We start from the raw sequence: 26,833 nt of genomic DNA on the forward strand, positions 1-26,833 counted from the left end.
TGTATACGGCCTGTTAGTGCGGCCGATGCCATGGCCGCTGGCCCTGATGGAGATCGCGGATCGAGGCCTCATCAACGGGTCGCGCTTGTTGCGCTTAAAACTCTTCGGGCTTTCTCGATCCCCAGCTCCGCCGGTTTCCATCACGCTGTCATCTGCCCTCACACCTTAGGGTGGCCAAAAAAGCGCGGCAGCTCAGGCCGCGAGCTTAGGCGGATAGAACTCACCGGTCGTCATCATTGCCCAGATGATCCGAGCCAACTTGTTGGCGACAGCGACGGCAACAACCATGGGCCGACGCCGTTCAAGAAGGGCTTCGATCCAGCCAGCTCCGACCCGGGACCGGGCCTTTGGATACCGAACGACGTTGCGTGCCCCGATGACAAGCAAGTGCCTGAGATAGGAATCGCCCTGCTTTGTTATGCGGCCGAGCCTGTCCTTCCCGCCGGTGGAATTCTGTTTAGCAGGCTGTCGAAGAAGTAGCCGATCGGCGGGCGATGAAGGGAATGTCGTCGCCGCCTTCGAGGCATATCTCACCTTCAAGCGAGCCATCGGCGAGCTCTTCTGCCCAACCACGGCCTCTTGCGGGCTCAGAGCCCGCCCCAGCCATGTCGTGATCGGGCGTTTCCACGACACGCCATTTGCCCCGCACGCTCATGGCTGCACCACCAGCAGCTTGGGCAGACGGATCAGATTGTAGGCCGCGAGCGCCAACGTAAAGGCGGCGTCCACGCGCTCGCGCCCCCGTAGCTTCACCTTGGCGAGACCGGCGGAACTCTTGATCCACCCGAACACCTCCTCAATCCGTTTACGGCAGCGTTGGCTGATCTCGTAGCCGGCGTGGCGGGTGGTGCGGGCGTCGATCGCTGTCCTGCGGGGGGTACCGGTCTTGCTGAGGTGTCCGTCGACTGCGATGTGCGGCGTCACCGATCGTTCTCTCAAGTCGTGCACGAACTGCGTGACGTCATAGGCCTTGTCTGCGCCGAGCGTGATCCGCCGGCCTGTGCGATCACGACTATCGATCAACGCCAGCGCCGTCTCTCGTTCGGCCGTGCCGGTAGCCTGGCTGACGGCACGCCGACCGCCAGACCATGGCGGTTCTCCATCAGAGCATGCCCCATGTAGCAGAGCTTGGCCGGCCGCCCATCCCCCTTCTTGTACAGCCGGGCCTCCGGGTCGGTCGTACTTTGGTGCGTCTCGTTTGAACGCTTCTCCTTGTGGAAGCTACGCTCAGCGTTGCGTCCCGGCCCCTCGCTGTCGTTGTCGTCTCCGTCCTTTCTGCGGAAGCTCTTGATCGAAGCCCACGCCTCAATCAGCGTGCCGTCGACCGAGAAGTGATCGCTCGACAACAGCCGCTTCACCTTCGGCTGAGCCAGCACCGCCGAAAGGAACTTAACGGCGATCTCACCTTCTAACAGCCGGTCGCGGTTCTTAGAGAAGGTCGAGTGGTCCCACACCGGATCGTCCACGCCCAGACCGACAAACCAGCGGAATAGCAGGTCAAATTCCAGCCGCTCCATCAGTTGTCGTTGCCGTAGAAGGCCTGCAGCAGCATCGCCCGAAGCAGCCTCTCCGGTGCAATCGAGGGCCGGCCAAAGTCCGTGTAAAGCCCCGCAAACGCCTTCGATAGATCGCCAGCGCAGCGTTCACAATCTCCCGGATCGTCCTTAAGGGATGGTCCGGACGAACCCGCGCTTCAAGATCCACGTAACTGAACAGCGATCCAGACCGCTCGTCCGATCCTCGCATCCCGCCCTCCCGATTCAATCATCGAGAGAATCACGTCCAATTCCGTCCCGCCAGTGACTTCTTCAACAGCCTGTTCTCATGTTTGCTGTCAAGCGATTCGATCAAGCGGAGCCGCTTCCGGCTGAGCGCCCGGACGCTGGACTTCGAAGGTGCCCACGGTAGGAGGCAGGGCCAAAGACGACGGTTGATCAAGCTCTCATTCGCGGGTTGGGTACCGCATGACCGTTGTTTCGTCTTGGGGCTGCCTCGGTCTAGGGGGCGAGCGTCGACAATGCCGGCTCATAACAGGCCACGAGGATTCCCCACCGCGCCCGCCTCCTGCCCTGGGCACCGATATGGTCGAGCAGCGCTCTTCAGGCGGCCGGCCCCAGTTGTACTTGACGAGTGATCGCCCACAGGAAGCCGACCATCTCGCGTGCAATGGCGGTGGTGACGATCACCTTGGGTTTGCCGGCCGCCGACAAGCGGCGATAGCGGGCGCACAGCCTGACCTGGGCCTTCCAGGCGATATCGCGGATAGCTTGTGGCAGGCGCTCGTTACGGTCATGGAGCTTGCGACTGACGCGGGCTTGCATGCGATAGGTCCATGCCCCCTCGATCAGAGCCCGCCTGGCCAGAGCGTTGCCGGCCTTGGTGATACCGCCGCGTCGGATGGTGGCGCCACTCGAATGCTCCGACGGCACGAGGCCGAGAAAGGCCATCAACTGGCGGGATTGTCGAAGCGAGAGAAGTCGCCGACCTCGGCAACCACGGTCACGGCAACGATGAAGGCGACGCCGCGCATGGCCTGCACGGCCTCAACGAATGGCGTCATCGACCATTGTGGCGCCAGCTCTTCGATCCGCTTGGTCAAGCAGTCCACACGGGCCTCAGCATCGGTCATGGCATGAATGTAGTCCTGCAGAACGATTTGGCTTGCTGGGTGATCGAAGCGCACCGTGGTGAGCCAGCGACGATAAGCCAGGGTCCACCCCTTCTTCCCGGCATAGATGCGCCCATGCCGCAGCAGAAAGCCTTGGAGATGTTGCCGCGCCTTGCCGAGCACACGCATCGCTGTGGCGCGGGCTCTCACCAAATCGCGCATGGCCTCATGCGCCGCATCCGGAACCCACACCGCTGTCAGCTCGCCGCTCCGGTGCAGCTTGGCCAGCATCGCCGCATCGCGCCGATCGGTTTTTACCCGATCCCCGGCCTTCAGCGGGATCAGCGAGGGGGCCACCACGATGCAGTTGTGCCCCAGTCCCGTCAGTTGTCGATGCAGGCCATATCCGCAGGGGCCGGCTTCGTAGCAAAAACTTACCTGCCGGTCACCCTTGCCAAGCTTCTTCGCCAGCTTGTCGATCTGATCGGCGCGATTGGGGATGATCCCGAAGTTACGAACTTCCCCGCCGCGCATCCCTTCGGCCACCGCAACCGAAATCGTCGCCTTGTGCACATCCAACCCCACGAAAATGCTATCGTTCATCAGGCCCGCTCCCCATGCTTGAGGCTCGGCGCCGGACCATCCGGCGCAACCCTCGATAGGAGCTTGCCGCGGGGCGGGCCGCCCGTCACCTCAGAGGGCGAACATAGGGTCTAGGCGTCAGGCCAAGCCAGGCCGCGAACTCCCGCCCGGAGCGGAAAATTGTCGCGTCCGGTACGGTCGCGGCGAGAGCTGTGGCCGTTATGGGACCGATCCCGGGGATCGAGGACAGCAACTTCGCCATCGGATTTACGCGCTGGATCTGAGCCAGCTCGCGCTCGATAGCCTCGACCTGCCGGTCCAATTCCTTCAGTTGGTTCACAAGGACGGCTAGTGCGATCCGGGCGTGGGCCGGTAGCGTCAGTTCCTCGTCATCCAACACGTCCACCAGACCATCCACCCGTTGCCGGCCTTGCCCGACGATGATTCCGAACTCAGCAAAGTGAGCCCGAATGGCGCAGGCTGTCATGGTTCGTTGGCGGACCAATAAGCCTCTTGCACGATGAAGCATCAAGAAGCCCTGGTTCTCGCCGCTCTGATGGGAACGAACCGCATATTGGAACGGGTGAACCGCTTCGCAGATCGCGGCCGCGTCAGCGGCGTCATTCTTGGCTCCTCTTCGTACGTAGGGTTTAACATAGGCCGGCGGGATCAATCTCACATCATGTCCAAACTGCCGAAACTCCCGCGCCCAGTGGTGAGCAGTCGCGCAGGCCTCAATGCCGACTAGACAAGGCGCGAGCGAGGAGAAGAACGACACGATCTCGCCTCGCCGGAGGCGTTGGCGACCGGCCACTTGGCCTTGGCCATCAACTGCATGGATGTGAAATACGTGCTTCGAAATGTCCAACCCAATTGTCGCGGCTTCCATTGGTGAATTGCTCCTGTTACCGGGTTCGTCCATCGCCAGTATATCGCCGGCGCCGAGGAAGCGGGGCCGTCTTCCCCATCAACGGCCGGCTGCGGGATGAACTGTTGAACGAGACGCTGTTCACGTCGCTGGCCCAGGCCCGCGTCACGTTTGGATGCTGGCGGGCCGATTACAACGATGCACGACCACATTCGCGGCTCGGATGGGAGACGCCGTCCAAGTTGGCCTTGACCTGCCATCCGCGCCGGGATCTGGCGCTGCGCTATGCCGAGGACTCCGCGCCAGCTCCCGTCGCTACCACCGCCCAACCGGGCAAATCCAACAGCCGGGGCGAACTCAGGACTGGATAAAACTTGGGGACAAGGTCACATCTTCAGAGTTGACGTTTGCCCGCAGTAACTAAGGAACCGGCGTACGCTCCGCAGCGACACGCGGCCCGACACCACCAAGCAATTTCGGGCGCATCCATTCATATAGAGTCAAAGCTGGAAAGCGCGAACCATTGCGTTCACATGCAACCCTCCATGAGGGGTTGCATGTGTTGAGCGATAAAGTTGACCCGGCAATCGCGAGTCAAGGATTTTGAAAGCGAGAAATGATTAACTGTGCGACTTGGTCTGAGCGATCTATGCCCGTCGCAAGCTTTGCATCGTATAGCCCACCCGGGTTTGTCAGATTAATTTCCACTATGTAAGGGTAAGCCATGTCAATACCGACAAAGTTGACCCTATGCTCCATCAACCTCCGACCGATCAACTCGGCAAGCGCTATTTCAGCGGAGTCCAAGTCTACCGCGGTCGGCTTTGCTCCTTGCGCGATATTGGATCTGTGATCGTCTGAAGCCGCTGCCCGTCCGTGCCACGCAATCGCCTGTCCGCAGGCAACAACGACACGCTTTTCGCCTTGCTTCACCTCCGGGATGAAATGCTGAAGAATTGCGTACTCAGCTTTAAAGCCTCCCAGCCCGTAAACAGTCGGGGTTTGTGTGACGAGAGAGTCGCGTTCTGCGAGGCCGCCGAACAGGCTCTGCGCGTTAGCATTTCCGGTGAGGCATTGGAGAATCGTTCGAACATTTGGCCCGTCGGGAGGAAGCAAGAAGACGTTTTGTCCGCAATAACCGTTTGGCGGTTTCGCCACCCAACACATATCGGGGTTTTGCCGATAACGCTCCAAAAGCAGAGAAAAGTCGTTCGATGCATATGCAACACACCTGTTCTCCTTCGGAACAAAGTGGCCCAGTGCATGTTTTGTTTCCAGAAACAGGGTGCCTTCAACGCTGTTAACAAAGCTGGTATGCTGGGAAACTACCCACAGGATTTGCCAGACATCCCTAGCTATGCTCGGCGGTCCACCCAAACTGTTGTTCCAGACAAGCTGGCATTCATCAAAGAAATATGTGCCCCGGACCCCCTGCGCCGCAGACCCGAGATGATGCGGCTCCCCATCTACATGAGACAGAACTCCACGTATGAAATATCGGTAGTTGTCCCAACCGATTCCTGTGACCTCGCCAAAAACGACTTCCCAGCCATGGCGGCGGAACGCATTCCCGATTGGTACATCGTTTTCGCCCAAGCAATCAACGTTGGCTGTTAATATGAGCAATCTCATAGTGTTCTCCTGCAAGAGTGCACGAGCATTTTGATGCCGGCATATCAAGGATTGTCGCGACATGGAGCTAACCATCCACCATGGTCTGAGGGCCCGCGAACAGAGTCAGACGAGACTGGGGCGTTGCTCACGACCTTTCCCCTTCTCTAACAAGCAACCAATATGCCAAGCGTCTAATCGACTGTAACAGCATGTTTTTGGATTACGTGCTGAAGAAGCCCTCATGCAGCTTCAATCTTATGAACATGCGCCGTTGTAACAAAGCAGACAACGATCAAAACAAAACTCTCAACGCCTCTCTTCCCTCCCCTGGAGAGCGAGATTCTTTGCTTGCGCCAGCCGCAATCGTCCTAGAGCACCCATGACGCTCATGGCCGGCGTGCGTTGCAACGAGACGGCGCTTACTGAGGGTATGCAACAACCTCAACACATGGCGACGGCGACCGACGCCGAGCGCGATAGCTGGCCCCGCTGCTCGCACAGCCAGGTTTCCAGCGCCGTCAGCAGCGGCGCGCCTTAGTCCCTGCGGATTCGAAGCCGCACGCCGGCGGCAAATAGAAGAGGTGGCCGTTGTCTGCTTCCCGCGCTGGCATTTCCCTCGACCTCCATAAGAGATTGCGTTCTGGCGAGGCTCAACACAGCGCTGATGTGACGCCCCCCCGAAAGCGAGACGCCTCGGAGAGCTCATTGTATGCGTCACAGGCCTCGGCATGCAGAATGCCGAGGAGCACCGGAGGGGATGTTCGCGCCGACGGTCCTGAGAGGCGCAATGGAGCGCTGCCGGCGACGCACGGCCGCCGAACGGACGGCCGGCGCCCACATATTGAGACGAAACCGGAGGTTGATTCAAAATTGGCGCGTAGCGCGCATAGCACGACTTCGTTCGTGGGCGCGATCGAAATTCTGGCGTCACGCAAACTAGCGACTTCGAGCACGGATGCACATCCACCACGAAACTCGCTGAACCAGAGCGCATTCGGCGGTTAGAGCATCCAGAATGTGCCCCGCGATCGGATCTTTTTGTCGATCGACGCAGAGCGGGCATCGCGCTCCTCGGCCGAGTTCAAAGCAGATGGAGAGCATCGTGCTCCTATCTTCGTCTTGACGCCGCTTCTTTTCGAGCCTGTCGGTAAACGCCACGTCCTTTAAGCGAAATCCGAGCCTGCGAGGCGAGACCGGTCACATGTAGGCGATCAACTCGAACAGCGCTACAACGGGGCCACTCGCGAGCTGAAATCGCGCGAGCTAAAAATCGCAGCAGCGGATCGCCGAATTAGCACCGAACTTAACCTGGTTGCGCGACGAACAAGAGCGGATGCTGCCGCCATAATCGCGTCGAGGCAAGTCAACCGCCTTGCAAGCCTCCATTTTAGCTTGACTTCGGAAGAGATCATGAAAGGCACTAGGGCCCTACACCAACCGCGTAGCTATTAGCTTAGAGCATGATGTTTTTATACGGAAACATAACCTGAGTTTTTTGAAGTAGTTGGTGCACTCCTCCTCGGAAAAGAGATCGAGGAGTTCACCGACCTTTCTCCAGGTTGCCTCCACGTCACGGGGCTCGGCAGCTCGCATGAGATGTTTGAGTTTGGCGAAGACCTGCTCGATCGGATTGAGGTCCAGGCTATAGGGCGGTAGGAAGATGCGGTGGGCGCCTCTGGCTCGGATGGCTTGGCGAGCCGTCTTGCCTTGTGGCTGCCAAGATTGTCGAGAACGACGATCTCGCCCGGTGCGAGGGTGGGTGCCAACACCTTCTCGACGTACAGGGTGAAGAGCTCACCATTGATGGGACCATCAATCACCCAAGGCGCCCTGATCCGATCGTAAGCAGCGCCGCGATGAAGGTCATGGTCTTCCAATGGCCGAAAGGTGCAGAGGCTTGGAGGCGCTGCCCACAAGGCCCCCAGCCGCGCAGCGGTGCCATATTAGTTTTGTTCCACGTCTCGTCGATAAACACCAACCGCGCGACGTCGATCCTGCCTTGATGTGCTTTCCAGCGGGCGCGCTTACGGGCGACGTCGGGACGATCCTGCTCGGCTGGTAGAATCGTTTTTTTGAAGCTGAGCCCCGCGGCGTGAACAAAAGTCCACACCGCCCATACGTCTGTCTTGATCCCGCGTGCGGCCAGTTCCTGCGTCAGCTTGCGCAAGGTGCATGGCCCCGAGCGAATGCGTTTGCGCAGCCAGTCGGCGTTGGCATCCGACAGAACCCGTTTCTTGTGGCCGCCGATTTGGCCAGGTGACAGGCCTTCGGTATCCCGTCTCAGATTCTTCCACTTCGTCACGCAGGAGGGGCTGATCTGGAGCGCCTCGGCAATCGAACGAACTGTTTCCCCCGCATCAGCTCGCGCCAAAGCCCGTTCCCGGATGTCTTCCGAATAGGGTCGCGTCATCCATGCTGGCCTCCGCCCTCCAGCATGGATGTTGAATCAGAAATCGCTCCCGGTGGGAATCCCGATTCCAGTCAAAAACGACATACTCTAGAGGGTCACCACGCCAAAATTGCGCATTCTTCGACGTTCCCGCCGCAATCCTGCGCTAGGCAGCGGTAGCTCGCTCGAAGCCACTGGGACGCTCAGAAAATGCAATGATCAGAAGCGAGAACGGAATATTATTCGGCGAACGATCCACCTGCTAATCTGGATGCGGGCCAGCGCAAAACATCTCGTCGTCGGTTGGGCGCAGTTTTGAGGTCGGGCGAGTCATCGCGGCTTGACAGGTAGTGAGTGCGTCTGAGAGTGTTATCGTGTCTGATGATGGTGTGTGGGAGAGCGCGATAAGCCTGCAAAGGCGTATCACCGCCGACGGAGCAACCCCCAAGGAAACTCTCAGGCCCAGGACTGCACACCGAGGACGATCTGGAGGGAGGTGCCGGTCAGCACCCACCGAAGGGGACCGTGAGCCACGAGGATTGCGGAGAAAGCTCTCAGGTGCACGGACAGATTTGGGGACGGAGACATGGCAAAAGCCATTTCACCGTTCGTTCAACCCTGTCTTGGAGCACATGATGAGCACGATCGTCATTATTGGATCGGGGTATCACCGGAGTTACAACGGCCTATGCCATGGCCTGTCGCGGTTATTCGGTTACAGTCTTTGATCGCCAGCGCTATCCGGCGATGGACACATCGTTTGCGAACGGCGGCCAATTATCGGCAAGCAATGCCGAGGTCTGGAACAACGTCGCAACGATCGTAAAAGGCTTGAGGTGGATGCTGCGCAAAGATGCACCATTGTTGCTGAACCCAAGCCCCAGTTTTCATAAATATACTTGGCTGGCAGAGTTCGTAAACCAGATTCGAAACTACCGCCACAACACGATCGAAACGACGAAGCTCGCCATAGCCGCTCGCAAGCATCTTTTTGAGCTAGCCGATCGGGAGAGCATCGATTTCGACTTGGAGCGGCGAGGAGTTTTGCACGTTTATTCGAGCAAGCCCGACTTCGATGCAGCCTCACGCGTGAATCAGTTGCTGCTCAAGGGCGGATTGGATCGCCGTCCCGTGACGCCCTCTGAAATGCTTACAATAGAGCCAGCTCTGCGCGATCAGTATTGTGGCGGATTCTTTACCCCGTCTGATTCAACCGGCGACATTCACAAGTTCACGCGCGGCCTCGCTGCGGCTTGCGAGCGAGGGGGGGGTACGCTTCGTCTTTGATGCAGAGATCTGCGGCATTCGGTCCGACCGAGACGGTGTGGTCGTACACTGGAAACGAGGTTCGCTGAAGGAAGAACTCAATGCCGAACGCGCAGTGGTTTGCGCGGGGGTTGGCAGCCGCCGCATTGCTTCAATGCTGGGAGACAACACAAACATTTATCCCGTCAAGGGGTACTCCATCACGGTAGAGCTGGGAGACGAGACGAGCCAAAAGGCTGCGCCTCGTGTCAGCCTTCTGGACGAGGCCACCAAGATCGTGACCAGCCGGTTAGGAGAAGATCGCTTCCGGGTTGCCGGGACCGCCGAGTTTAATGGCGAAAACCGCGACATCCGCTGGGACCGAATTAAGCCCCTGATACGGTGGGTGGAGCGATCGTTTCCGGATGTGTCCACCGCGCAGGTGGTGCCATGGGCGGGCTTACGTCCTATGACACCTAGCATGATGCCGCGGGTTGGCCGAGGCAAACTTCCGAATGTCTTCTACAACACCGGCCATGGCCATCTCGGCTGGACATTATCCGCTGTCACAGCTGAAATGGTCGCTGATGTCATTATGACAGACCGCAGCAACACTCGGTTGAGCGCATCCGTGCCCTGATCCTGTTGAGTGGGTCCTGGTCCATGCTCCCGCCGATATCGGGCGGGAGCATGTTGATTTACAGCGCCGAAGCGGATTTTGCAGTCGCTCTCGAAGGATGATGCGACCTTCAGTGCCGGGCGACGTGCTTCCCGCAATTCATTGTTAAAGTAAGCCCCTGTGGACCACTTGGCACGTTGCTTCCGAAAGCCTTCCAATGACGCAGTTGTTGCGACCGTTCCCGAATTGACGCCGACCAGATGGGGCCGCATGAACGACCTCGTTTCTTAGCAAGGCGCACGCAGTACACACCGTGAAGTGCCGTGGCATTTAACGGCAGGACGCAGCTTTGCGCGGAGCGGATTAAGCGCACCAAGGCGTTTCCGCCCCGCTCACCCGAGCGTAAAACCGACCCGATCCAACGACACCTCGTCCCGAAACACCGATGCATCGCCAAGCTCAAGTCTCGTCGCCTCCCGTACTGCTGCCGAGCGACGCCAACTGCTGTGCGCCCAGCTGACGCTCATCTTAGAGAAGTCTGCATTACAGGACGAAGGGCGTTTCGAATGGCATTTTGCACGCCATGCAGCATATTTCTTGTAATTGCCGTTAGATCGACGATACTGATGTCATAAAGAGTGTTTTCGACGACATTTGTCTGATCTGAGATGTTTTTCTGCGGAAGCGAGCGGTCTTTTGCAGAATTTCCTCTTTAGCCTGGAGCCTGTTATGAGGTACGACCGAATCGACGCTCACATCCTGGAGATCGTGCAAAAGAATAACCGTCTCACATCCGAGACGATTGGCGAACTGGCTGGGCTTTCCGCTACCGCCTGTCAACGCAGGCTAAAGAGGCTTCGCTCGGATGGCATTATCGAGGCGGACGTTTCGATCGTTTCTGCCAAGGCTGTCGGAAGACCTATTCAGATGCTCGTGCTGGTGACATTGGAGCGGGAGCGCTCGGACATAATCGATAGGTTCAAAAAGGCGATCAAATCATCTTCTGAAGTCGTCAATGGGTTTTACGTCACGGGCGATGCTGACTTTGTCCTATACATCACCGCACGCACCATGGACGACTATGAGCAGTTCACGCGGCGATTTTTCCGTGAGAACCCCGATATCAAGGGCTTCAAGACAATGGTGGTCATGGACCGGGTAAAAGCCGGATTTGCTATTCCGATTGAGGCTCCGTCCGAGGATTGAGTGTCTCACCAACCAGACCCTGCCTACCTGCTTCATCACCAAGCCGGACGAGGTAATTGCGGTACCGGTTATGAAACGAGCGCAGCTCTTCGCGCATTGGCACGCGCAACTTTCGACTGAGTGGCGTCACCTCCAGGTTACCAACACCAACCGCTCATCGTGGGCGCTTCGTGGCGCGAGCGGGCTGGATGACTCGGTCCGATGAACTTGCAAACGCTCACCAACGAGAGATATCGGCTTGGCCAGCACGCCTCGCTAGCGCCCTTTTTCGTCGCGCAGTGCGAGTAAAACGCTGCAAGTTTCCTTCGATTTTGTGCTCTAAGCCACTACGCGCGATTAAATATTCACACCGCTTCAGAGTATGGCCTCACCTATATGCGTTCACATCGCCGCTGACTTTAGGGCATATCTAAGAAGATCGGCTGCGCTTCAGTTGCGCGCCAGGCGCCGCGGCTTGCTCCGGCGGCGCCTGCCACGAGGAAATCAACTTTTTGAATCAATACAAGGCGCCGAAAGGATAAGGACTCTGGCTCAGTTGAGTGGCATCTTGCCTTTGCCGGCGACATCTCCCAGGGAGTGACCACGGAATGGGCCGTGTCGAGAAAGCGCGCACTTGCAGGGCAAGAGCAAGGTTGACTCGTCAGGATCAGGATCGTGCGGGGCGGAACCCTTGGCGTGAAGCTGACTGTTTTGAGGTTTCTCTTACATCTAAGCAGCGCAAGTCGAATGACGCCGGACTTCCCGTTTGCCCCCCTCTTTATCCGCATTCGTCGAACCATCCGGGGTAAGGCAGCAAGCTAGATGACTCCTCTCAAGCCTCGAACAATTAGCACTGAAGGTATCACAGCGCCCTTTCGTCACCTCACCTTTCGGCGCATCTGGCTCGCGAGTCTGCTTACCAACCTGGGCGCCCTGATCCGGAGCGTCGGCGCAGCGTGGGCCATGACACAGATGACAACGTCGGCGGATAAAGTTGCGCTCGTTCAGACCGCGCTTTTGCTGCCGGTTATGCTGATTTCGATGCCCGCAGGCGCAATTGCGGATATGTATGACCGGCGGATCGTAATGCTTGTCGCGCTCAGCATGTCGCTAGCTGGTGCGACCGCGTTGACGGCACTTACCTGGCTAGGGATGGTCACGCCAGACTTGTTGCTGATCCTGTGTTTTGTAATTGGTAGCGGTGTGGCTCTGATGGATCCTGCCTGGCAATCCTCAGTTAGCGAGCAAGTGCCGGCGGAAGCACTTCCAGCTGCGGTCGCGCTGAACAGTATCAGCTACAACATCGCGCGCAGCGTGGGACCGGCGATCGGGGGCATGGTGGTTGCGGCAGCCGGCGCAGTCGCTTCGTTTGCCCTAAATGCATTGCTATATCTGCCACTGCTTGTTGCACTGTTCTTGTGGAAGCGAATTTCCGAACCGTCATATCTTCCGCCCGAAAAGCTAAACCGCGCGATCGTTTCGGGGATCCGCTACATCGCTAACTCGCCCTCGATCAAAATCGTGCTGATTCGCTCCATGATCACCGGCGTGATCGGAGGCGCCATCATCGCGCTAATGCCGCTGGTCGCCCGTGATCTCCTTGGAGGCGGTGCCCGGATCTATGGGATAACTCTCAGCGCATTCGGACTTGGCGCGGTAATTGGAGCACTATATGTACCCGAAGTACGAAAGCGCCTGAGCGGTGAAGCCGCAATTCGCGCCTGCGCACTATCAATGAGTGGGGCGCTTCTCGCAGTGGCGTTGAGCCACGAGCTGGTTCTAACATCGGCGGCTCTTGTCCTAGCTGGGGCCGTGTGGATGATCTCCTGGGCCCTCTTCAACATTGGTGTGCAGCTGTCGGCCCCGCGCTGGGTCGCAGGACGCTCGCTCGCAGCCTACCAAGCCGCAAGCTCGGGAGGCATTGCTGTCGGTAGCTGGGGCTGGGGTCATTTGACCGATGCCGCAGGTGTCGACACAGCGCTTTTGATATCAGCAGTGCTGATGTTAATTTCTCCACTATTGGGGCTTTGGCTCCGTATGCCTCGCATAAACCCGCGAAGCGAGGATGCTGGAGCGCTCGCGCACCCTGAAGTTCGGCTAGCGCTAACGCATCGCAGTGGACCGGTTGTGATTGAAATCGAATACCGCGTGGCACAAGAGAATGCGCGGGCCTTTCATAACGTCATGCAAGATGTACAGTTGTTCCGAAAGCGGAATGGTGCGTATGGCTGGTCGATTGCTCGCGATATAGCTGATCCTGAACTGTGGACAGAACGCTACCATTGCCCCACGTGGCTTGATTATCTGCGTCAACGCAATCGCTCGACGCATTCAGAACGGGCGCTAGATCGTCAAGCTGCGTCCTTTCACATGGGTCCGGAGCCCGTGCGTATCCGGCGCATGCTAGAGCGTCCGTTTGGCTCCGTTCGGTGGAAGGACGATGTACCCGACCATACCGCGAACGAGGCCTTGCTCGGTGACTATAACCGGAATCGGACGTAGTAACTGTCAGGAATAGCCCAGCTTGACGTCGCGCATGGAGCATCGCGCAGGCTCACCGACAGCAGAAGCCGGAGCGATCCACTCTTGCATAAGTGGCCGCAGAATGCATGGATGTTATTGTCGTAAATGAGGTTCCTGATGAAGCGTCAGCAGAGATGCAAGAGAGTCGAACCATGTTGCTTCTCAACCGGCACACCGATTATTGCGCGCCACTGGAAGCTTCGGATGCCAAGATGCTCAGTGTCGAAGGAGCGCGCGGAGTAGAGCGCTTCCTTGCGCATAGAGACGATTACAAGGCAACGCCGCTCGTCTCGCTGCCGGGCCTTGCTCGTGAGATCGGCGTTGCCTCGATCCACCTGAAGGACGAAGGCCATCGGCTCGGGCTTGGTAGCTTCAAAGGTTTGGGTGGTTCCTATGCCGTGATCCGCCTCGTGCTCGAGGAAGCAGGTCGGAGGCTCGGCCGGGTCCTTGACGCGGCCGAGCTCCAATTGCCCGAGGTAATTGCCGTAGCGCGAGGGATGACGGTATCGTGCGCCACCGATGGCAATCACGGCAAATCAGTCGCGCATGGTGCCCAGCTGGTTGGCGCGAAGTGCGTCATATTCGTTCACTCGGGCGTCAGCGGCGAGCGGATCTCGGCTATCGCTCGCTTTGGCGCGCGGACGATCCGCGTCAGCGGCAACTATGATGACTCCGTCGCCGAAGCGTCTCGAGTTGCCGCAGATAACGGGTGGATCATAGTATCTGACACGTCCTGGCCGGGCTACGAGCGTATCCCCGGCATAGTGATGCAGGGATACACCGCTCTCGTGAGCGAAGCGCTGCGTCAGTTATCCGAACCTCCGACCCACGTGTTCGTTCAAGCCGGCGTGGGTGGGGTCGCTGCTGCAATTGCAGGACATTTCTGGGTTCTGGCTGGTGACAACAGGCCATTCTTCACCGTTGTCGAGCCTTCGCGCGCGGCGTGCCTGTTTGAAAGCGCTCGAGCTGGCCATCCCGTCAAGGTGGAGCATGGGGTGCCAACAGTAATGGCGATGCTTGAATGCTACGATCCGTCACTCGTCGCATGGCGCATCCTTTCGCGCGCGGCCGATGCCTTCATGACGGTCGACGACGAGGATGCCATCGGCGTCATGAAGCTCTTGGCAAACCCCGTGGATGGCGATCACGCTGTCGTTGCTGGGGAAAGTGGCGGCGCGGGTCTGGCAGGACTGCTGAAAGTTGCCTCCAACCAGACATCGCGGTCCATGACCGGACTTGGACAGAATGCACGAGTCTTCCTGATCAACACCGAGGGCGCGACTGATCCTCATCTGTATGAAGAACTTGTTGGTGTGACGCCGGCGCAAGTGACTGGGAGAAATATTGTACCGACTTGGGACGAGAAGACGTCGGAGTCATGAGCCTCCGGGGCGCCTTCAGGCCCGGACCGGTTTCGCCGCGATAAACGCGGCCTGCTCTTTCTTCTCGAATTGGCAGCCCGCAGCCTGCTCATTTGGACCTGTTCAAGGTCTTCCGAGGATGTCGGCCAGGAGAAGACTATCCTACCCGACCACGATGCAGCGCATTCATTTCCGCAAAAGGGGCGGGACCACCGTGCCCGGCCTCTTGGGAACGGGCGCTCGGCGCTCTGATTGTGCAGGTAGGCAAGGCCGTGCCTGGACAGTGATAGGCGCAGTGTCCAAGTTGAATTCTTATACTGAACAATGTTTCGACGATCCGGCGAACTCGACGTGAACTCTAGCTTAAGCATCCCGCAGAACTAGCCAACCTCGGTCCCGCCTATGAGGGCAACGACTTCGACAACCAGCTCGGAACCGACGACGGCTGGCTGCCCGCGAGGAATGCTTTTTCCGGAGATGCCTAATCAAGTCAGGGAGCTCTCTCGATTGCTGGCTGAATGTGCCCGTCCACCTCGCCTGAGCTCGGCGAACTGGCGCAAGATGACGAACAGCGCGATCATTCCAGCGCCCAGCTCAGCGATGGCTTGGCTGGCCAAAACCCCACTGAAGCCTGATACGACAGGAAATAAAAGTACCGCCGGTATGAAGAGATTACCAGCCCCAAGATGACGAGATATGAAGGAGGCAGTACCCACACCGACCCCTCTCCCACGGCCGCGAGCACGACAATGAGCGGCATCGTCATGCTGACAGCTGCAATAGCCTGCGCGCCGAGTGAGCCAACAAACATCGCGTTCAGGAGCTGCTGTAATGCGTTGATCGACGAGCCGATAACAGATGGAATGGCGAGCCGCAGGAGAAGGCTTGGGAGATTCTGGTCCGATAAATCGAGATGTGCCGGTTTTTCTTCGGCATCGCATCGCGATTGCTTTTGACGAGGAGCTCCGCATTGCGCTTATCCATGATTCACGCCGTCTTCAGCTCTACGAATTCATTGATCGTCTGCATCAGCTCCTGTTGCAAAACCGCGCAAAGATGACGGGTCGCCTCATAATCGACCATGCTCGGATCATACGTGGTGTCAATCTGTAGATGGCCCGATTGATATCCGACCTCGAACCAGAAGAGGTGGATTGCTGCTGCTTGATGCATGTGTTCGCCGATCGAAAGCGGACAAGGGTCTGTGTCCAGAAAACGACGTGGGAAATGGCGCTGCAAACCGGCGCGATAATTCACCCCAATTCTGGGAAGTGGCAGGCGATCGAGCCGACACCGCAAGGCTGGATCTCGGTTTAGGAATTTCAGGGCCCGAAAGCCTATTCCCCCACGCGGCAGCGCATTGCGCTGCCGGTATATTAGACGAGCCCGGTCGGAACGCGTCTCTCTTCCGGTGACCTTCAATGGAAGCGGAACGAGCTCGCTGATAAGGCCAATGACCTGAGATGGATCAAAATCGTCAAACCGCGGACCTCGAGTCGAGGCCAGGCTATCAATCCAGAGCGAATAGTTGCCGAACAGGGCTCCACACGCACCGGACAGGGCAGCAAGGAACACATCAAAGTCCTGACAATGCGCTGATCTGGCTCCAATACTGAGGAGACCCGCTGTCGCTTCCCTGTCGATCTCAAGATGGTACTTGGCCTGATCTACCCAAAGCGAACGGCCGTTCGCATCCTCCCGATGACCTCCGAGACTTGCATCGTGACGCTCTCTCGCGCTTCCTTCGGCAACACTCGTGCCGCGCGATGACGCGTCGCTGAGGCGCAGGTTGAACTGATCGTAGTCGATATCCTCCCAGTACTTGAGTTCGTCTGGTGCTTCGCTGTCCGCGTAGTGCTCGAGGCGCTTCAACCAGGGAGAAAGCCTTTGTACGGTCTGCGGACCATTCACATCATGGCCTGCAGCAAGAGCGTTGTATACGTGCTCCATTGCTTCCAGGAATAGCCGATAACCCATCCCATCCGCTACGAAATGATGCATCAGCACCAGCAGATAGTAATCGCCGCTTTCCGAAGTACGGAAGGCCGCGACGTGAACAAGAGGCGTGTAGCCGTCAAACCGAAACATGTGTTGACGTTTTGCCGAGACGCTCTCGATTGTCCTGCGCTGGTCTGGGCCGGTCATCCGGACGAGATCAATCTCCTCCACGATGCGCTCGGCCGGAGAAGGACCAATCCCCAGCCGTAGTCCAGCTTGGGTTCTGGCAACGCGGAGCCTGAGCCCTTCGTGCCTCTCGATGACATGGGCGAGAGCGCCGTCCAGAATCTTGATGTTCAGGATGCCGCCGCGCAAGAAGAACAGATCGCCGATGTTAAAATGCTCGTCAAAACCAAGAAGAGAATTCCAAAACGATATTATGGGGGGCACAGGCAGCAAGCTATCCGCGGAAGCGACGGGTACCGCCTCCGCTTCCCCGGCCGCCAAGTCCCTGATGGTCGGTGTTCGATAAAGTTGGTTGACGGTGAGATTCAGTCCGGCTTTGCGCGCCAGCGTGACGCAACGTACGCTCAGAAGAGAATCGCCGCCGATATCAAAGAAACTGCTGTCGATTCCCACCCCCTTGGCGCCTAATAGATCCTCCCAGATCCGAGCCAGAATCCGCTCGTTCCTGGTGCGGGGCTCAGCTGATGGACTGGTTTCTATCTCACGGTAAGGAACGGAGGATAGGCGAGCACGGTCTATCTTTCCGCTCGTTGTCAGTGGAACATTGTCAACCAACCTGAAGGCTGCCGGAATCATAGAAGATGGCAATCTGTGGCGCAGGTGGGCGAGAATCTCTTCAGAGCTGAGACTTTCGCGAGCGGGCACCACGCTCGCCGTCAAGCGGCGATCGTCATCGATGCCTTCTGCGAAGACCGCGGCCTTTGCGATTGCCGGATGCGACTCAAGGGCCTCTTCGACCTCCTCCGGCTCGATGCGGAAGCCCCTCACCTTGATCTGGTTATCCGATCGGCCGCAAATCTCAAGAAGGCCGCTGGTTGAGATGCGTGCGATGTCCCCAGTTCGATAAAGCACGTTGTATTGTCCGCCATCATACGGATTCGGCAAGAAACAGCGGTCAGTCCGATCTTGATCCTGCCAATACCCAGCGCTTAGACAGCGGCCTGCGATGCACAGTTCGCCAGGGGCTCCAACAGGCACTCTCTTCAATCGTGAATCGAGTACGTAGAGTTTCACGTTGTCGATTGGCCTCCCCACCGGGACAAGCGCCGAGTTGTCATCAGCATCCGATGTTTCGTGCACGGCTGCATTTGACGCACATTCCGTCGCACCATAGAAGTTCCACAACGGCACGCCCGGAAAAGCCTCACGCCAGCGAGCGGGCAGCGAGGACGGCATCGGTTCGGCGCTGCTTGTGACCAGTCTCAAGGCGGCCCTTTGCGGTTGCCGTTCCTGGGATCCGATGAGACCGGACAGAAGTGGCGGAGAGGCAAAAAACCGTGTCACGCGACGTTTTGCCAAACTGCAGAACAACAGATCCGGATCTAGCACCTGCTCTTGGGTGAGGATCAGCGTGGGCACACCTCTCAGAAGTCCACCAAAATACTCCCAAGCGGACGCAACAAGGCAGGCGGACTTCTGGACAACCATGACGTCGGTGCCATCGAAGGGAAAGCACCGCCACATCCAGTTCAGCCGGTTGAGAATGGCCGCTTCCGGTATAAGAACCCCCTTCGCCCGGCCTGTGGAGGAGGACGTGTATATGAGGTTCGCAATTCGGTGATCTGACGGTGTGTCGCTAGGCGCGAAATCATCCGTCGACACGCCGCTCGTTTCTAAGGGCAACAGACAAATCGAAGGTATCTCAAAGCCGGGCTCCCTGGTATTCGCGTGAACCAAGAGCTTTGCCTGACTATCTCGCAGGATATGTTGGATCCGATCACGCGGATAATCCGGCGCTATCGGCACAACAACAGCATCCAAGCCTCGCGCCGCAAGCATCACAGCGGCAACGTCCGGCGACCGGTCAACAAGCATGGCGACCAGATCGCCGGCCCTCACCTTCATATCCCGCAGTAACGAGCGGATAGCTGCTACGCGCTCACGCAGCTGGCCAAACGTGACCTCCCCGAACTCGCCAAAATATGCTACTTTGCCGTGATTAGGGACGCTGATCTGCTCGAACGTTTCAACAAGAGGACATTCAGATTCATGGATCGACCCATCCAGCGAATGCAGTATAGTGAGGTCTGAGGCGCTAAGGCAGCTTAGTTCCTCAATGGGCACAAGTGGTTTATCAAGGCAGGCGGCAATCAGACAGCGCAGATTGTTGGCCATGCGGACAGCCAAATCACCTGAGATTATGTCTTCCGCATACGCCAGCTGGAGCGCAATCTCATCGCCGTGATCTTGCGCGTACAGTGTTAAGTCGAATTTGACATAGCCTGTGTCGTACTCGCGGAATGTCAGAGCCACCTCGTCTTGACCAAGTGGCTCGGCGGCTTCGGAGTACATGTTGAACATGACTTGGAAGATCGGTGATCGACCCGGTTCGCGACATAACCTGGTGTCCCTGACCATCCATCCCAATGGATAGGCCGAATGTGCGATGGCATCGCTGACCAGGCTCTGGATGCGCCTGGCATGAGCAGCGAAGGACTGACCGACATCGATCGCGGCTCGGATCGGCAGCATATTCAGGAAAAAGCCAATGATGTCGGCGCTGCCAGGCTGATCCCGTACAGCGTGTGGCATGCCGACGACAATATCGTCCTGACCGCTATACATCCGTAGCAGCAGCTGGAAGCACGCCAGCAGCGTTGTCGACGTGGTACAGCTATTTTGGCGCGCGAATTCTCTTACCCGACTGGAGAGATCGCCGCCAAGCAGCACTGGATGCGAGCCGCCGCGGTATGAATTTGTTTGCGGGCGCGCCCTTCCAAGCGAACGCACCGGCGGATCATCACCAATCTGACGACGCCAGTAGTGACGTTGGTTCTCCAGCGCCTCTGGAGAAACGTGTTGTTTTTCCCACGCCGCGTAGGCCGAGAGTGAAGCACGCTTCTCTGGCCAAGGCGCCACGGCATCTAGATATCTCTGCTGAAGATCTCTGAGCAGAACAGAAATCGACCAGGCATCGAGGATGATTTCGTGAGCGGTGATCAATATGAGATGATTGTCAGGAGCAAGCCGGGCGATGCGCGCGCGAAACAAGTGGCCCTGTCTGAGATCGAAATTGTCTTTCAGCTCCGTTCGCCGAAACTCTGCGATGAGCTCCTCCGTCTCGGAAGAGGTGAGATGAGATACATCGATCAATTCAAGATTGGTGCATGGCGGAGCATCAAAGCATTGAACCGGACCGTCTTCGTCGATGAAGCGCGCCGAAAGTGCCTGGTGGGAATGAATGACCTCGGTCCAGGCGCGATTGAGCCGAGCCAAATCGATGTTTCCCTTAATCCGCAGCCCGCCCTGAATGATGTAGTTCCGCGCAGATGGATCGAGCTGTGCCAGAAACCAAAGGTGCTCCTGGAGGTGCGTCGGAGGTGATCGGTTTAGCTTTCGGCCCGTCAAAGCCGTGCATGGATTGCGCTCAGTCCGAGCCTCGATCGAAGCGGCAAGAGATCGAATTGTGCCATTCAGGACCAGTCTGAAATCCGCTCTCACGCCGAGCAAGGTCTGCAACTGCCCCAATATAAGCATCGCGCGGAGCGAGTCTCCGCCGAGGCTTATGAATTGGTCATTCACACCTATGTTCTCGATACGCAAAATGCCGGACCAAATTTGACGTAGCCGGACTTCGAGGTCTGATTGCGGCTCCTCGAAGGGCGTTGACAATGCCGGCCGAACGCTCCCCGGGTCAGGCAATGCTGCAAAGGCGACCTTTCCGTTCCTGGTCAGTGGAATAGCGCTGACGTGGATGATTCTTTCCGGAAGCATGTAGCTGGGGAGTGCCTCAGCAAGACAATTCTGAAGGTCGCTTTCCGCCAGTTCAGCTGGAGCCGACACATACGCAACCAGCCGCCGCGATTCGGCTTGCGGCTCCGACCCAGCTATATCTCGCGCCGTAAGCTTTACACCTGCGCAGACAGATGCGACCGCGACGGCGCCATGCACCAAGGGATGAGCGGACAAACGAGCCTCAATTTCTCCAAGCTCGATTCTGTGCCCGCGAATCTTGACCTGACGATCCCGTCGACCGAGACATTCCAAGAGGCCGTCGGAACGGAGGCGCCCAAGATCACCTGTCCGATATAGGCGCCGCAAGGACAGGTCGCTTGAGAACGGGTTTGGCCCAAACGCATCCTCGGTACGGAGATGGTCATTGACGTAACCGGCAGCGACACCGACGCCGCTAACACAGATTTCGCCGACTTCTCCTACATTACAGAGCCGTGATCCGTCCGCGACATAAACTTCAACGTTTTGAATTGGCCTGCCGATCGGCACATAAGGCTCAGCCAGCGCAGGCGGCACCGAAACCAGATGATGCGTCACGCCGTCGGCGCACTCTGTCGGCCCGTAATGATTGAGAATGGAAACGCGGGGATACAAGGCAAGCCACGCACGCGCCAATCCGGGCGTCAGAGGTTCTCCGACCGTAGAAATAATCCGCAAGCCGTCCATGGCTCGCCCTGCCGCGGCACGCGATTGCAGATATTCAACAAACACTGCCAACATCGACGGAACGAATTGGATAACCGTGGCGCCGCATCGTTGAATTGCTTGAAGGAGCGATGACGGCGATCTCAGTGTCGCATCATCGATGATTGATACAGAGGCCCCGACGCAAAGCCCAGAGAGAAGCTGCCAACGCGAGATATCAAAGCAGTGCGATGCCGTTTGCGCGACGCAATCCGTCCGAGTGAGACTTAGGGCATCGATCTTTGCCGCCAAATGATTGTTTAGGCCGGCGCGCTCGATCATTGCGCCCTTAGGCTGGCCCGTCGAACCAGACGTAAACAGAATATAGGCAAGTCCATCCACGTGCGGCGATGGCACGACAGCCGAGGTCTGGACCTGGCGCAGGGCCGCCTCTATAGCTACGAATGGAGGAGCTGCTTTGCTGCTCTCCTGCAAGAGGCTGAGCGATTCCGGCCGGTCTCGGCCCATCAACAAAGCGCAGCGGCTCTGCTCGATCATGAATGATGTACGGGAAATCGGCAGCGATGGATCGAGCGGTAGGTACGTTGATCCAGCTTTCAAAATTGCGATGACCGCCGTCGCCCAGTCGAGGTCCCGCCCTCCCCAATAGCCGACAACCGCGCCGCGAGCACCCTGCCCTCGTAAGGTCCTTGCAAGGGCATCCGATCTTGATCGGAGGGCCTCATATGTGAGTTCGTCTGCGCCGTGCCTCAGCGCAACTCTCTTCGGATCCGAATCTGCAAGCCGATTGATCGCCGTGATCGCGTCAACCGGTTGACGTTCCGCAGACAGCTTCTTGCCGGATTGCTTTTCCGTAGGCACGCGCCCCACCATTCGTCGCCTTCTTCGTCGCCCAAATCGGAACGCCGGAGCTCGTCATCGAGGTGCGCATGCGCAGCCACCCTGATTCCGCACGTCGTAAGGTTTTATCCGTATGACCTTCTCGCTGTTCGCTTCTGGCTCGATGATCGGCAGAGGGACAGGAGGACGCTAGGACCGCGCGTCCAATTTGGCACCTGCCTACTCTCGTAGTGGACCTGCCATCGTCTGCACGGCACCCGCAACCAACGCGCCCACAGGCTCGTTGCGGCTTGTGGTGAGCGTAATTATCCGATTTCCCGGCACTTGAGCCGGCACCACCAACCCATCGAGAACGTGTTGGCCAGCCCGGCGATACAGCTTGTACGGACGAAAGGCTTCTTACCGTAACCACCGCCGGACCGATGGTATTCAAGCCGGTGATCGCCGCAACAAGAACGCGGGGCGCCTCAACATTACAACGAGTTATCGAAGCTTGCAGCAGCAGTCCCAAGCAAGGCCTTGAGGTCATCCAAGTGCTGGCACCGACAAACAAAGCGCCCGATCACCTCGTCACCTAAATCCGAATAGCTCCGCTTATTTGGCCGCCAGTCAACGGAGAACGATTTATGGCTATAGATAACGCGAGCTGGAAACTGAGACGTCGTGTCATCGCGTAGCGCCCCGGGGGCGAGCACAAACCGCTGTGGATAGGCGCCGAGGGCATATTTACCGAGCGGCGCATGGTTGAACGGCTGGCCGTCCGCAGGACGAATGGCTCACGGAGACTTCGATCGACAGAGACGCATCCTGCCCACGGACTTGCGCGTGAGGATAATCCATCGCAATGCGCTCGCCAGACTTGCTTCGCTGAGCTCTCGACCACCCTCCACTGCTTTTGCGGTCTCGGGTGCGGACATTCCTTTCCGCTTAAGAATATCTAGTAAAATGCGAGCGTCCCGTCCTTGCTCCCGATCGGCAGACTTTACAAAAATGAAACAATCCGATTATGGTGCTCTCCGCTCAGCTGATTCGCGCCCGTCGACTTCAACGATGCTGGACTGCATGAGCAGCATCATCCACGCCACAAATCTCAGCCTGCTGATGCTGCGAACGGCGAGCACTAGTTTCGGCTTATTCGGTCTGCTCACGTATTTCCGGGCGCTGTTGTGTGCGCCCCCAGGCAGTCCGCCGGTACTAGATGTGTCTGCGACCTTAATGGGCTGGGGGAGACTTGAGACGTTTGGCGTTAGGCTGAGATTTTGGTCCACCAGCCAACGCGCAACCTGGGGGCAGGTTTGGTGGGGCAGTGCCAGCGCTCGCATGAAAGGCGGCCGATGTCACGAGGCCTAAATGCCGCAGCGGGATCTCTCCTGGTCGATCGTGACTGCGTCAAGGCCCAACATCACGTCGCGATTGATACCGAAATGGAGGCGATAGAGCCACCAGATTGCGCAGCAGCGGTCGACATCGGAGAGTGCCCGAGCGCGCTTTATTGCGGCTGCGACGCGCGCTATTGGGTTCATGACACCTCTCATCTGGCGACCTGAACGTCTCGGGACCGGTGCTCTACATTTTGTGAGTACTTGGTCGGTGACGGTCCGCTGTCGCGCGCCTGCGTCGGCAAAGGATTGGGAGCTGAGGTTCATGTTTGCCATGGAATTGCGCGTCTCGAATCTTGATAGGAACACATATGTGTCCGACCTGTCCGTAACCTTACGATGCAAGTACTGCTTCCCAAACACCCAGATCTGGTAGTGCCAATTGACAGCACTCTTATGCGATAGTTACGCGGTGGCGCGCGTTAGTTCGCAGACCCGATGCTGGCGCCTCGAACCGATAGGAGTCGATGGCGTTGGCTGCACCTCGAAAACACGGCGCAGCGCAGGTCCGGAGCCATGATATCGCCTCGACTTGTCGATGGCCGGTGGCCCATCCTGAGCTTTATTTGCGCCTGATGAACCCGCTCCTCGCGACTGGCCGTTAATTGGAGACGGTGATTCACGGCGACTTCCTGCCGCTGTGGGGATGCGGTCAACGAATGTGTATTCGTCTTTTGAAACGACTCGCCGGCCGACCAGCTAGCCGATTGGACACGCGATATAGCCAGGGCAGCAAAGCGGCCCGCCCACAACACGGGTCCGGTACGGTCGACAGCGCGTTGCGCGGCCTGTTGCGGCTTTCACAAATATTGAGACCAAGCGAATACGAATTTGGCGCGCACCTGCCACTCTCTGGGGACCATCCTTCAACTGAGCAGACAATGCATTATCATGCTGTGCGCACACGCATGCTCTAAGACCAATTTCCTGGTCGCGATGACCGGGGTCGTTGAAGTCTGTACTTGCCACGCCTATACCGCAGAGAAGATCCTTTGTGCCAGCCTTGGGACCGACCGGTTTCATTTTTGGGTGCGCGCGCTGTTCGGGCGGTCAGCGGCCGCCAGTGAGCATGGTCCACAATCGGCCACGACAGCTGCTGTTCTTTTGTGAATTGTCGCACAGGTTTCGTCAGCTTTTGGAAAGCTAGCGAGAGTACAGAGGCGCTAGGGTTAGCGAGGCGTGGTAGAGACAGCGCCATTACCAGAATGGGACAGCGCCGAGTCACGTTCCTGCTAACCTCAATCTGCAGCGCAGGCGCGGCAGGGACAGCCCCCGATCCAGTCCCAACCAACCGGCGCCGAGTCGCGCCCGCGCTGCTTCCGGTGTCGGAGAAACGAGCCGCACTGTCATGCTTTTTCAAGCACGGACACCCGTCGCTTGTGCCGAGGGAGATCGACGACGTTAAATTTAGCGGCGCGCGTGGTCTTTCAAGCGATCGCTTCCACACCTCCCGTCTTATCCCGCCAACATTTCCCGGGCTCTGACATGAGCGGCAGCGTGTAAGCCTTTTTTCACGCAGCGGAGCGGCTTAGTATGCTGGGCACCTCCAATCTCTCCGTGAGGTAGCGGATCAGCCTAGAAAGTAGCGGACTATCCAACCAATTCAGGTAGGTGATTGGCAGTCGTTCTCAGTCTACAACTTGGCAGCACCCTACAGGGGGGCACAGTGTCAGGCTGGATCCCGAATCGGGCAAGGCCGGCACTAAAGTTAGCGGCGCGTGGCAGGGACAGCGCTTTGCAGGGATTGAGCGCCGAGTCACGTCGCCGTTAACCTTTTTCGTCCCTGGCACCCTAGGGACAGCGTCGTCTTCGCAGAGTTGCCCACTAGTCCAGCCAGGTGCCCTGCGGTACTTCTCAAAAATACGACTTGGTAGCGCCGTGAGGGGCTTGCCCCTCACGGGAGCAAAGGTGGCCAGCTTTGGCTGACCACCGAGGCTTGCGGCATCTGCCAGGCACAGCGCTTTCACCGTTTCACTACCCGATGGCCGAGCCACCGGCTAGTTCTCGCCAGCATGCCGGCTAGCAGGAGCAGCATCGGATTTTTTCATGGCGCCAGTCGCGTCTGCGCTGCTCTCCGTGTTCTGCAACAACTCTTTCCTGACACCCTCGTCGCTCTTGGCACCGCTCGGCAAATCGAAGTCTCTCAGCTGAGTGACCTTGGGATATGCCGGCCCGCGGCGTTCGAATGGCCCGGACAACGCCCAAGCCGAAACCTCTCAGCTAGCCTCAACCGCGCGCCGACTCCTAATTCGTTCGGGCTCAGACATCATGAGCAATGATACGCGTGGCCATCTGTTTGATTGATAGTGGCCGATCCAATTCGCGACGTCTCACCGCTTGCCCTCGCACTATCTCCTGCCCGTTCCAAGTCAACACTGCGGGATTTCGTTTGGCCGCCACTCTTGTGCGACCGATGGCTTCTGCCAAAGTGGGTTACACTTGCCGTGCCGCGTTTGATTCGAACGGGTCGTTATTCTTGATAACCGACCGCCGCGCGTTCCTTGACCTTCAGCTAAGAGAGTTCGCCGTCGTGCCCTTAGGCGGACGAGAGAACCTAAAACTCCGTATCATGGCTGATGGCGGCCTCCGTAACGTCAACAAAGATGTTGTACCGGTAGACGAAATCTCAGACTTCATGGAATGAACGAGATTAGGGTCGCTGAAACGCGCTGTCTGCGCTGATCCAGGGATAAAGACCACTATAACCTTGGCTGAACGGCTGTCGCTGCGATCGCGGTAGTTTGCGCTGGCGCATGTAATCGGAGCTGCAACTCCATTTCGTTGAATGGAGGACCATCGCCTCAGCCAGCATCTTTGCTCGCCTCGAGGCCGTTCGTACGAGTTGGCAGCGGAATCGAACCCGAGGCAGCAGTTCGGGTGAGCGCCGGTCATCCCCCCGCAAAACCTAGGCCGCCGCGAATTGATAGACCGTCGACATACCAGCGCTTGTGCGGGCCCTCCCAGTAGCGTCCAGGAAAGCCGACACGGTGGCACGCATGGGATAATTCGATCCTAAAACCTTCTAATTTCGGGATGTTTTTAGGTAGGTTATAGCC

The 26,833-nt window shown here is 58.1% G+C and carries 6 protein-coding genes, 6 pseudogenes and 2 riboswitches; of the genes and pseudogenes, 5 read left to right on the plus strand and 7 right to left on the minus strand.

The window, feature by feature from the left end:
* Nucleotides 1–192 precede the first annotated feature (192 nt).
* The 4 genes and pseudogenes from XH96_RS32905 to XH96_RS32920 form a co-directional block, all read right to left on the minus strand.
* A pseudogene (locus XH96_RS32905) lies at nt 193–459 on the minus strand (transposase); the annotation flags it as partial.
* Between the two features lie 192 nt (nt 460–651).
* Nucleotides 652–1,746: pseudogene (locus tag XH96_RS32910) on the minus strand (IS5 family transposase).
* A gap of 353 nt (nt 1,747–2,099) precedes the next feature.
* Nucleotides 2,100–3,211: pseudogene (locus XH96_RS32915) on the minus strand (IS110 family transposase).
* A gap of 85 nt (nt 3,212–3,296) precedes the next feature.
* Nucleotides 3,297–4,079: an IS110 family transposase gene (locus XH96_RS32920; protein ID WP_194389600.1), complete on the minus strand. Its 783-nt coding sequence runs from the start codon at nt 4,077–4,079 to the stop codon at nt 3,297–3,299.
* An 80-nt stretch (nt 4,080–4,159) separates the two neighbouring features.
* Between XH96_RS32920 and XH96_RS32925 the strand changes: the two are divergent.
* Nucleotides 4,160–4,429 (plus strand): annotated as a pseudogene (locus XH96_RS32925) (transposase); the annotation flags it as partial.
* A gap of 223 nt (nt 4,430–4,652) precedes the next feature.
* Here XH96_RS32925 and XH96_RS32930 read toward each other — a convergent pair.
* Entirely contained in the window at nt 4,653–5,690 is a 1,038-nt protein-coding gene (locus XH96_RS32930) for a RimK family alpha-L-glutamate ligase (RefSeq protein ID WP_194389601.1), read from the minus strand.
* A gap of 1,451 nt (nt 5,691–7,141) precedes the next feature.
* Nucleotides 7,142–8,082: pseudogene (locus XH96_RS32935) on the minus strand (IS630 family transposase).
* Nucleotides 8,083–8,443: 361 nt separating this feature from the next.
* Nucleotides 8,444–8,542, plus strand: a riboswitch (glycine riboswitch).
* Between the two features lie 3 nt (nt 8,543–8,545).
* Nucleotides 8,546–8,633, plus strand: a riboswitch (glycine riboswitch).
* A 63-nt stretch (nt 8,634–8,696) separates the two neighbouring features.
* On the opposite strand from XH96_RS32935, the pseudogene XH96_RS32940 reads away from it, so the two are divergent.
* The 4 genes and pseudogenes from XH96_RS32940 to XH96_RS32955 all read left to right on the plus strand — a co-directional run bounded on the left by XH96_RS32940 (nt 8,697) and on the right by XH96_RS32955 (nt 15,015).
* Nucleotides 8,697–9,946: pseudogene (locus tag XH96_RS32940) on the plus strand (D-amino acid dehydrogenase).
* 708 nt (nt 9,947–10,654) lie between these two features.
* Nucleotides 10,655–11,131, plus strand: a complete 477-nt coding sequence (locus XH96_RS32945) for an Lrp/AsnC family transcriptional regulator (RefSeq protein WP_194389602.1) — start codon at nt 10,655–10,657, stop codon at nt 11,129–11,131.
* 801 nt (nt 11,132–11,932) lie between these two features.
* Complete coding sequence (locus tag XH96_RS32950) at nt 11,933–13,612, plus strand: MFS transporter (RefSeq protein WP_194389604.1); 1,680 nt, start codon at nt 11,933–11,935, stop codon at nt 13,610–13,612.
* Between the two features lie 173 nt (nt 13,613–13,785).
* Nucleotides 13,786–15,015 carry a diaminopropionate ammonia-lyase gene (locus tag XH96_RS32955; RefSeq protein ID WP_194389605.1) on the plus strand — a complete coding sequence of 410 codons (1,230 nt, stop codon included), beginning with the start codon at nt 13,786–13,788 and terminating at the stop codon, nt 15,013–15,015.
* Nucleotides 15,016–15,981: 966 nt separating this feature from the next.
* Here XH96_RS32955 and XH96_RS32960 read toward each other — a convergent pair.
* On the minus strand, nt 15,982–22,431 hold the full coding sequence (locus XH96_RS32960) for a non-ribosomal peptide synthetase (RefSeq protein WP_194389607.1): 6,450 nt from the start codon (nt 22,429–22,431) through the stop codon (nt 15,982–15,984).
* Between the last annotated feature and the right edge of the window lie 4,402 nt (nt 22,432–26,833).

It is taken from the genome of Bradyrhizobium sp. CCBAU 51765 (genome assembly GCF_015291725.1).
GTDB classification, from domain to species: domain Bacteria; phylum Pseudomonadota; class Alphaproteobacteria; order Rhizobiales; family Xanthobacteraceae; genus Bradyrhizobium; species Bradyrhizobium liaoningense.

Coding starts and splice junctions, on each gene's coding strand:
- XH96_RS32955 (WP_194389605.1), top strand. CDS start 13,786: ATGTTGCTTCTCAACCGGCACACCGATTATTGCGCGCCACTGGAAGCT.
- XH96_RS32950 (WP_194389604.1), top strand. CDS start 11,933: ATGACTCCTCTCAAGCCTCGAACAATTAGCACTGAAGGTATCACAGCG.
- XH96_RS32945 (WP_194389602.1), top strand. CDS start 10,655: ATGAGGTACGACCGAATCGACGCTCACATCCTGGAGATCGTGCAAAAG.
- XH96_RS32960 (WP_194389607.1), bottom strand. CDS start 22,431: ATGGTGGGGCGCGTGCCTACGGAAAAGCAATCCGGCAAGAAGCTGTCT.
- XH96_RS32930 (WP_194389601.1), bottom strand. CDS start 5,690: ATGAGATTGCTCATATTAACAGCCAACGTTGATTGCTTGGGCGAAAAC.
- XH96_RS32920 (WP_194389600.1), bottom strand. CDS start 4,079: ATGGAAGCCGCGACAATTGGGTTGGACATTTCGAAGCACGTATTTCAC.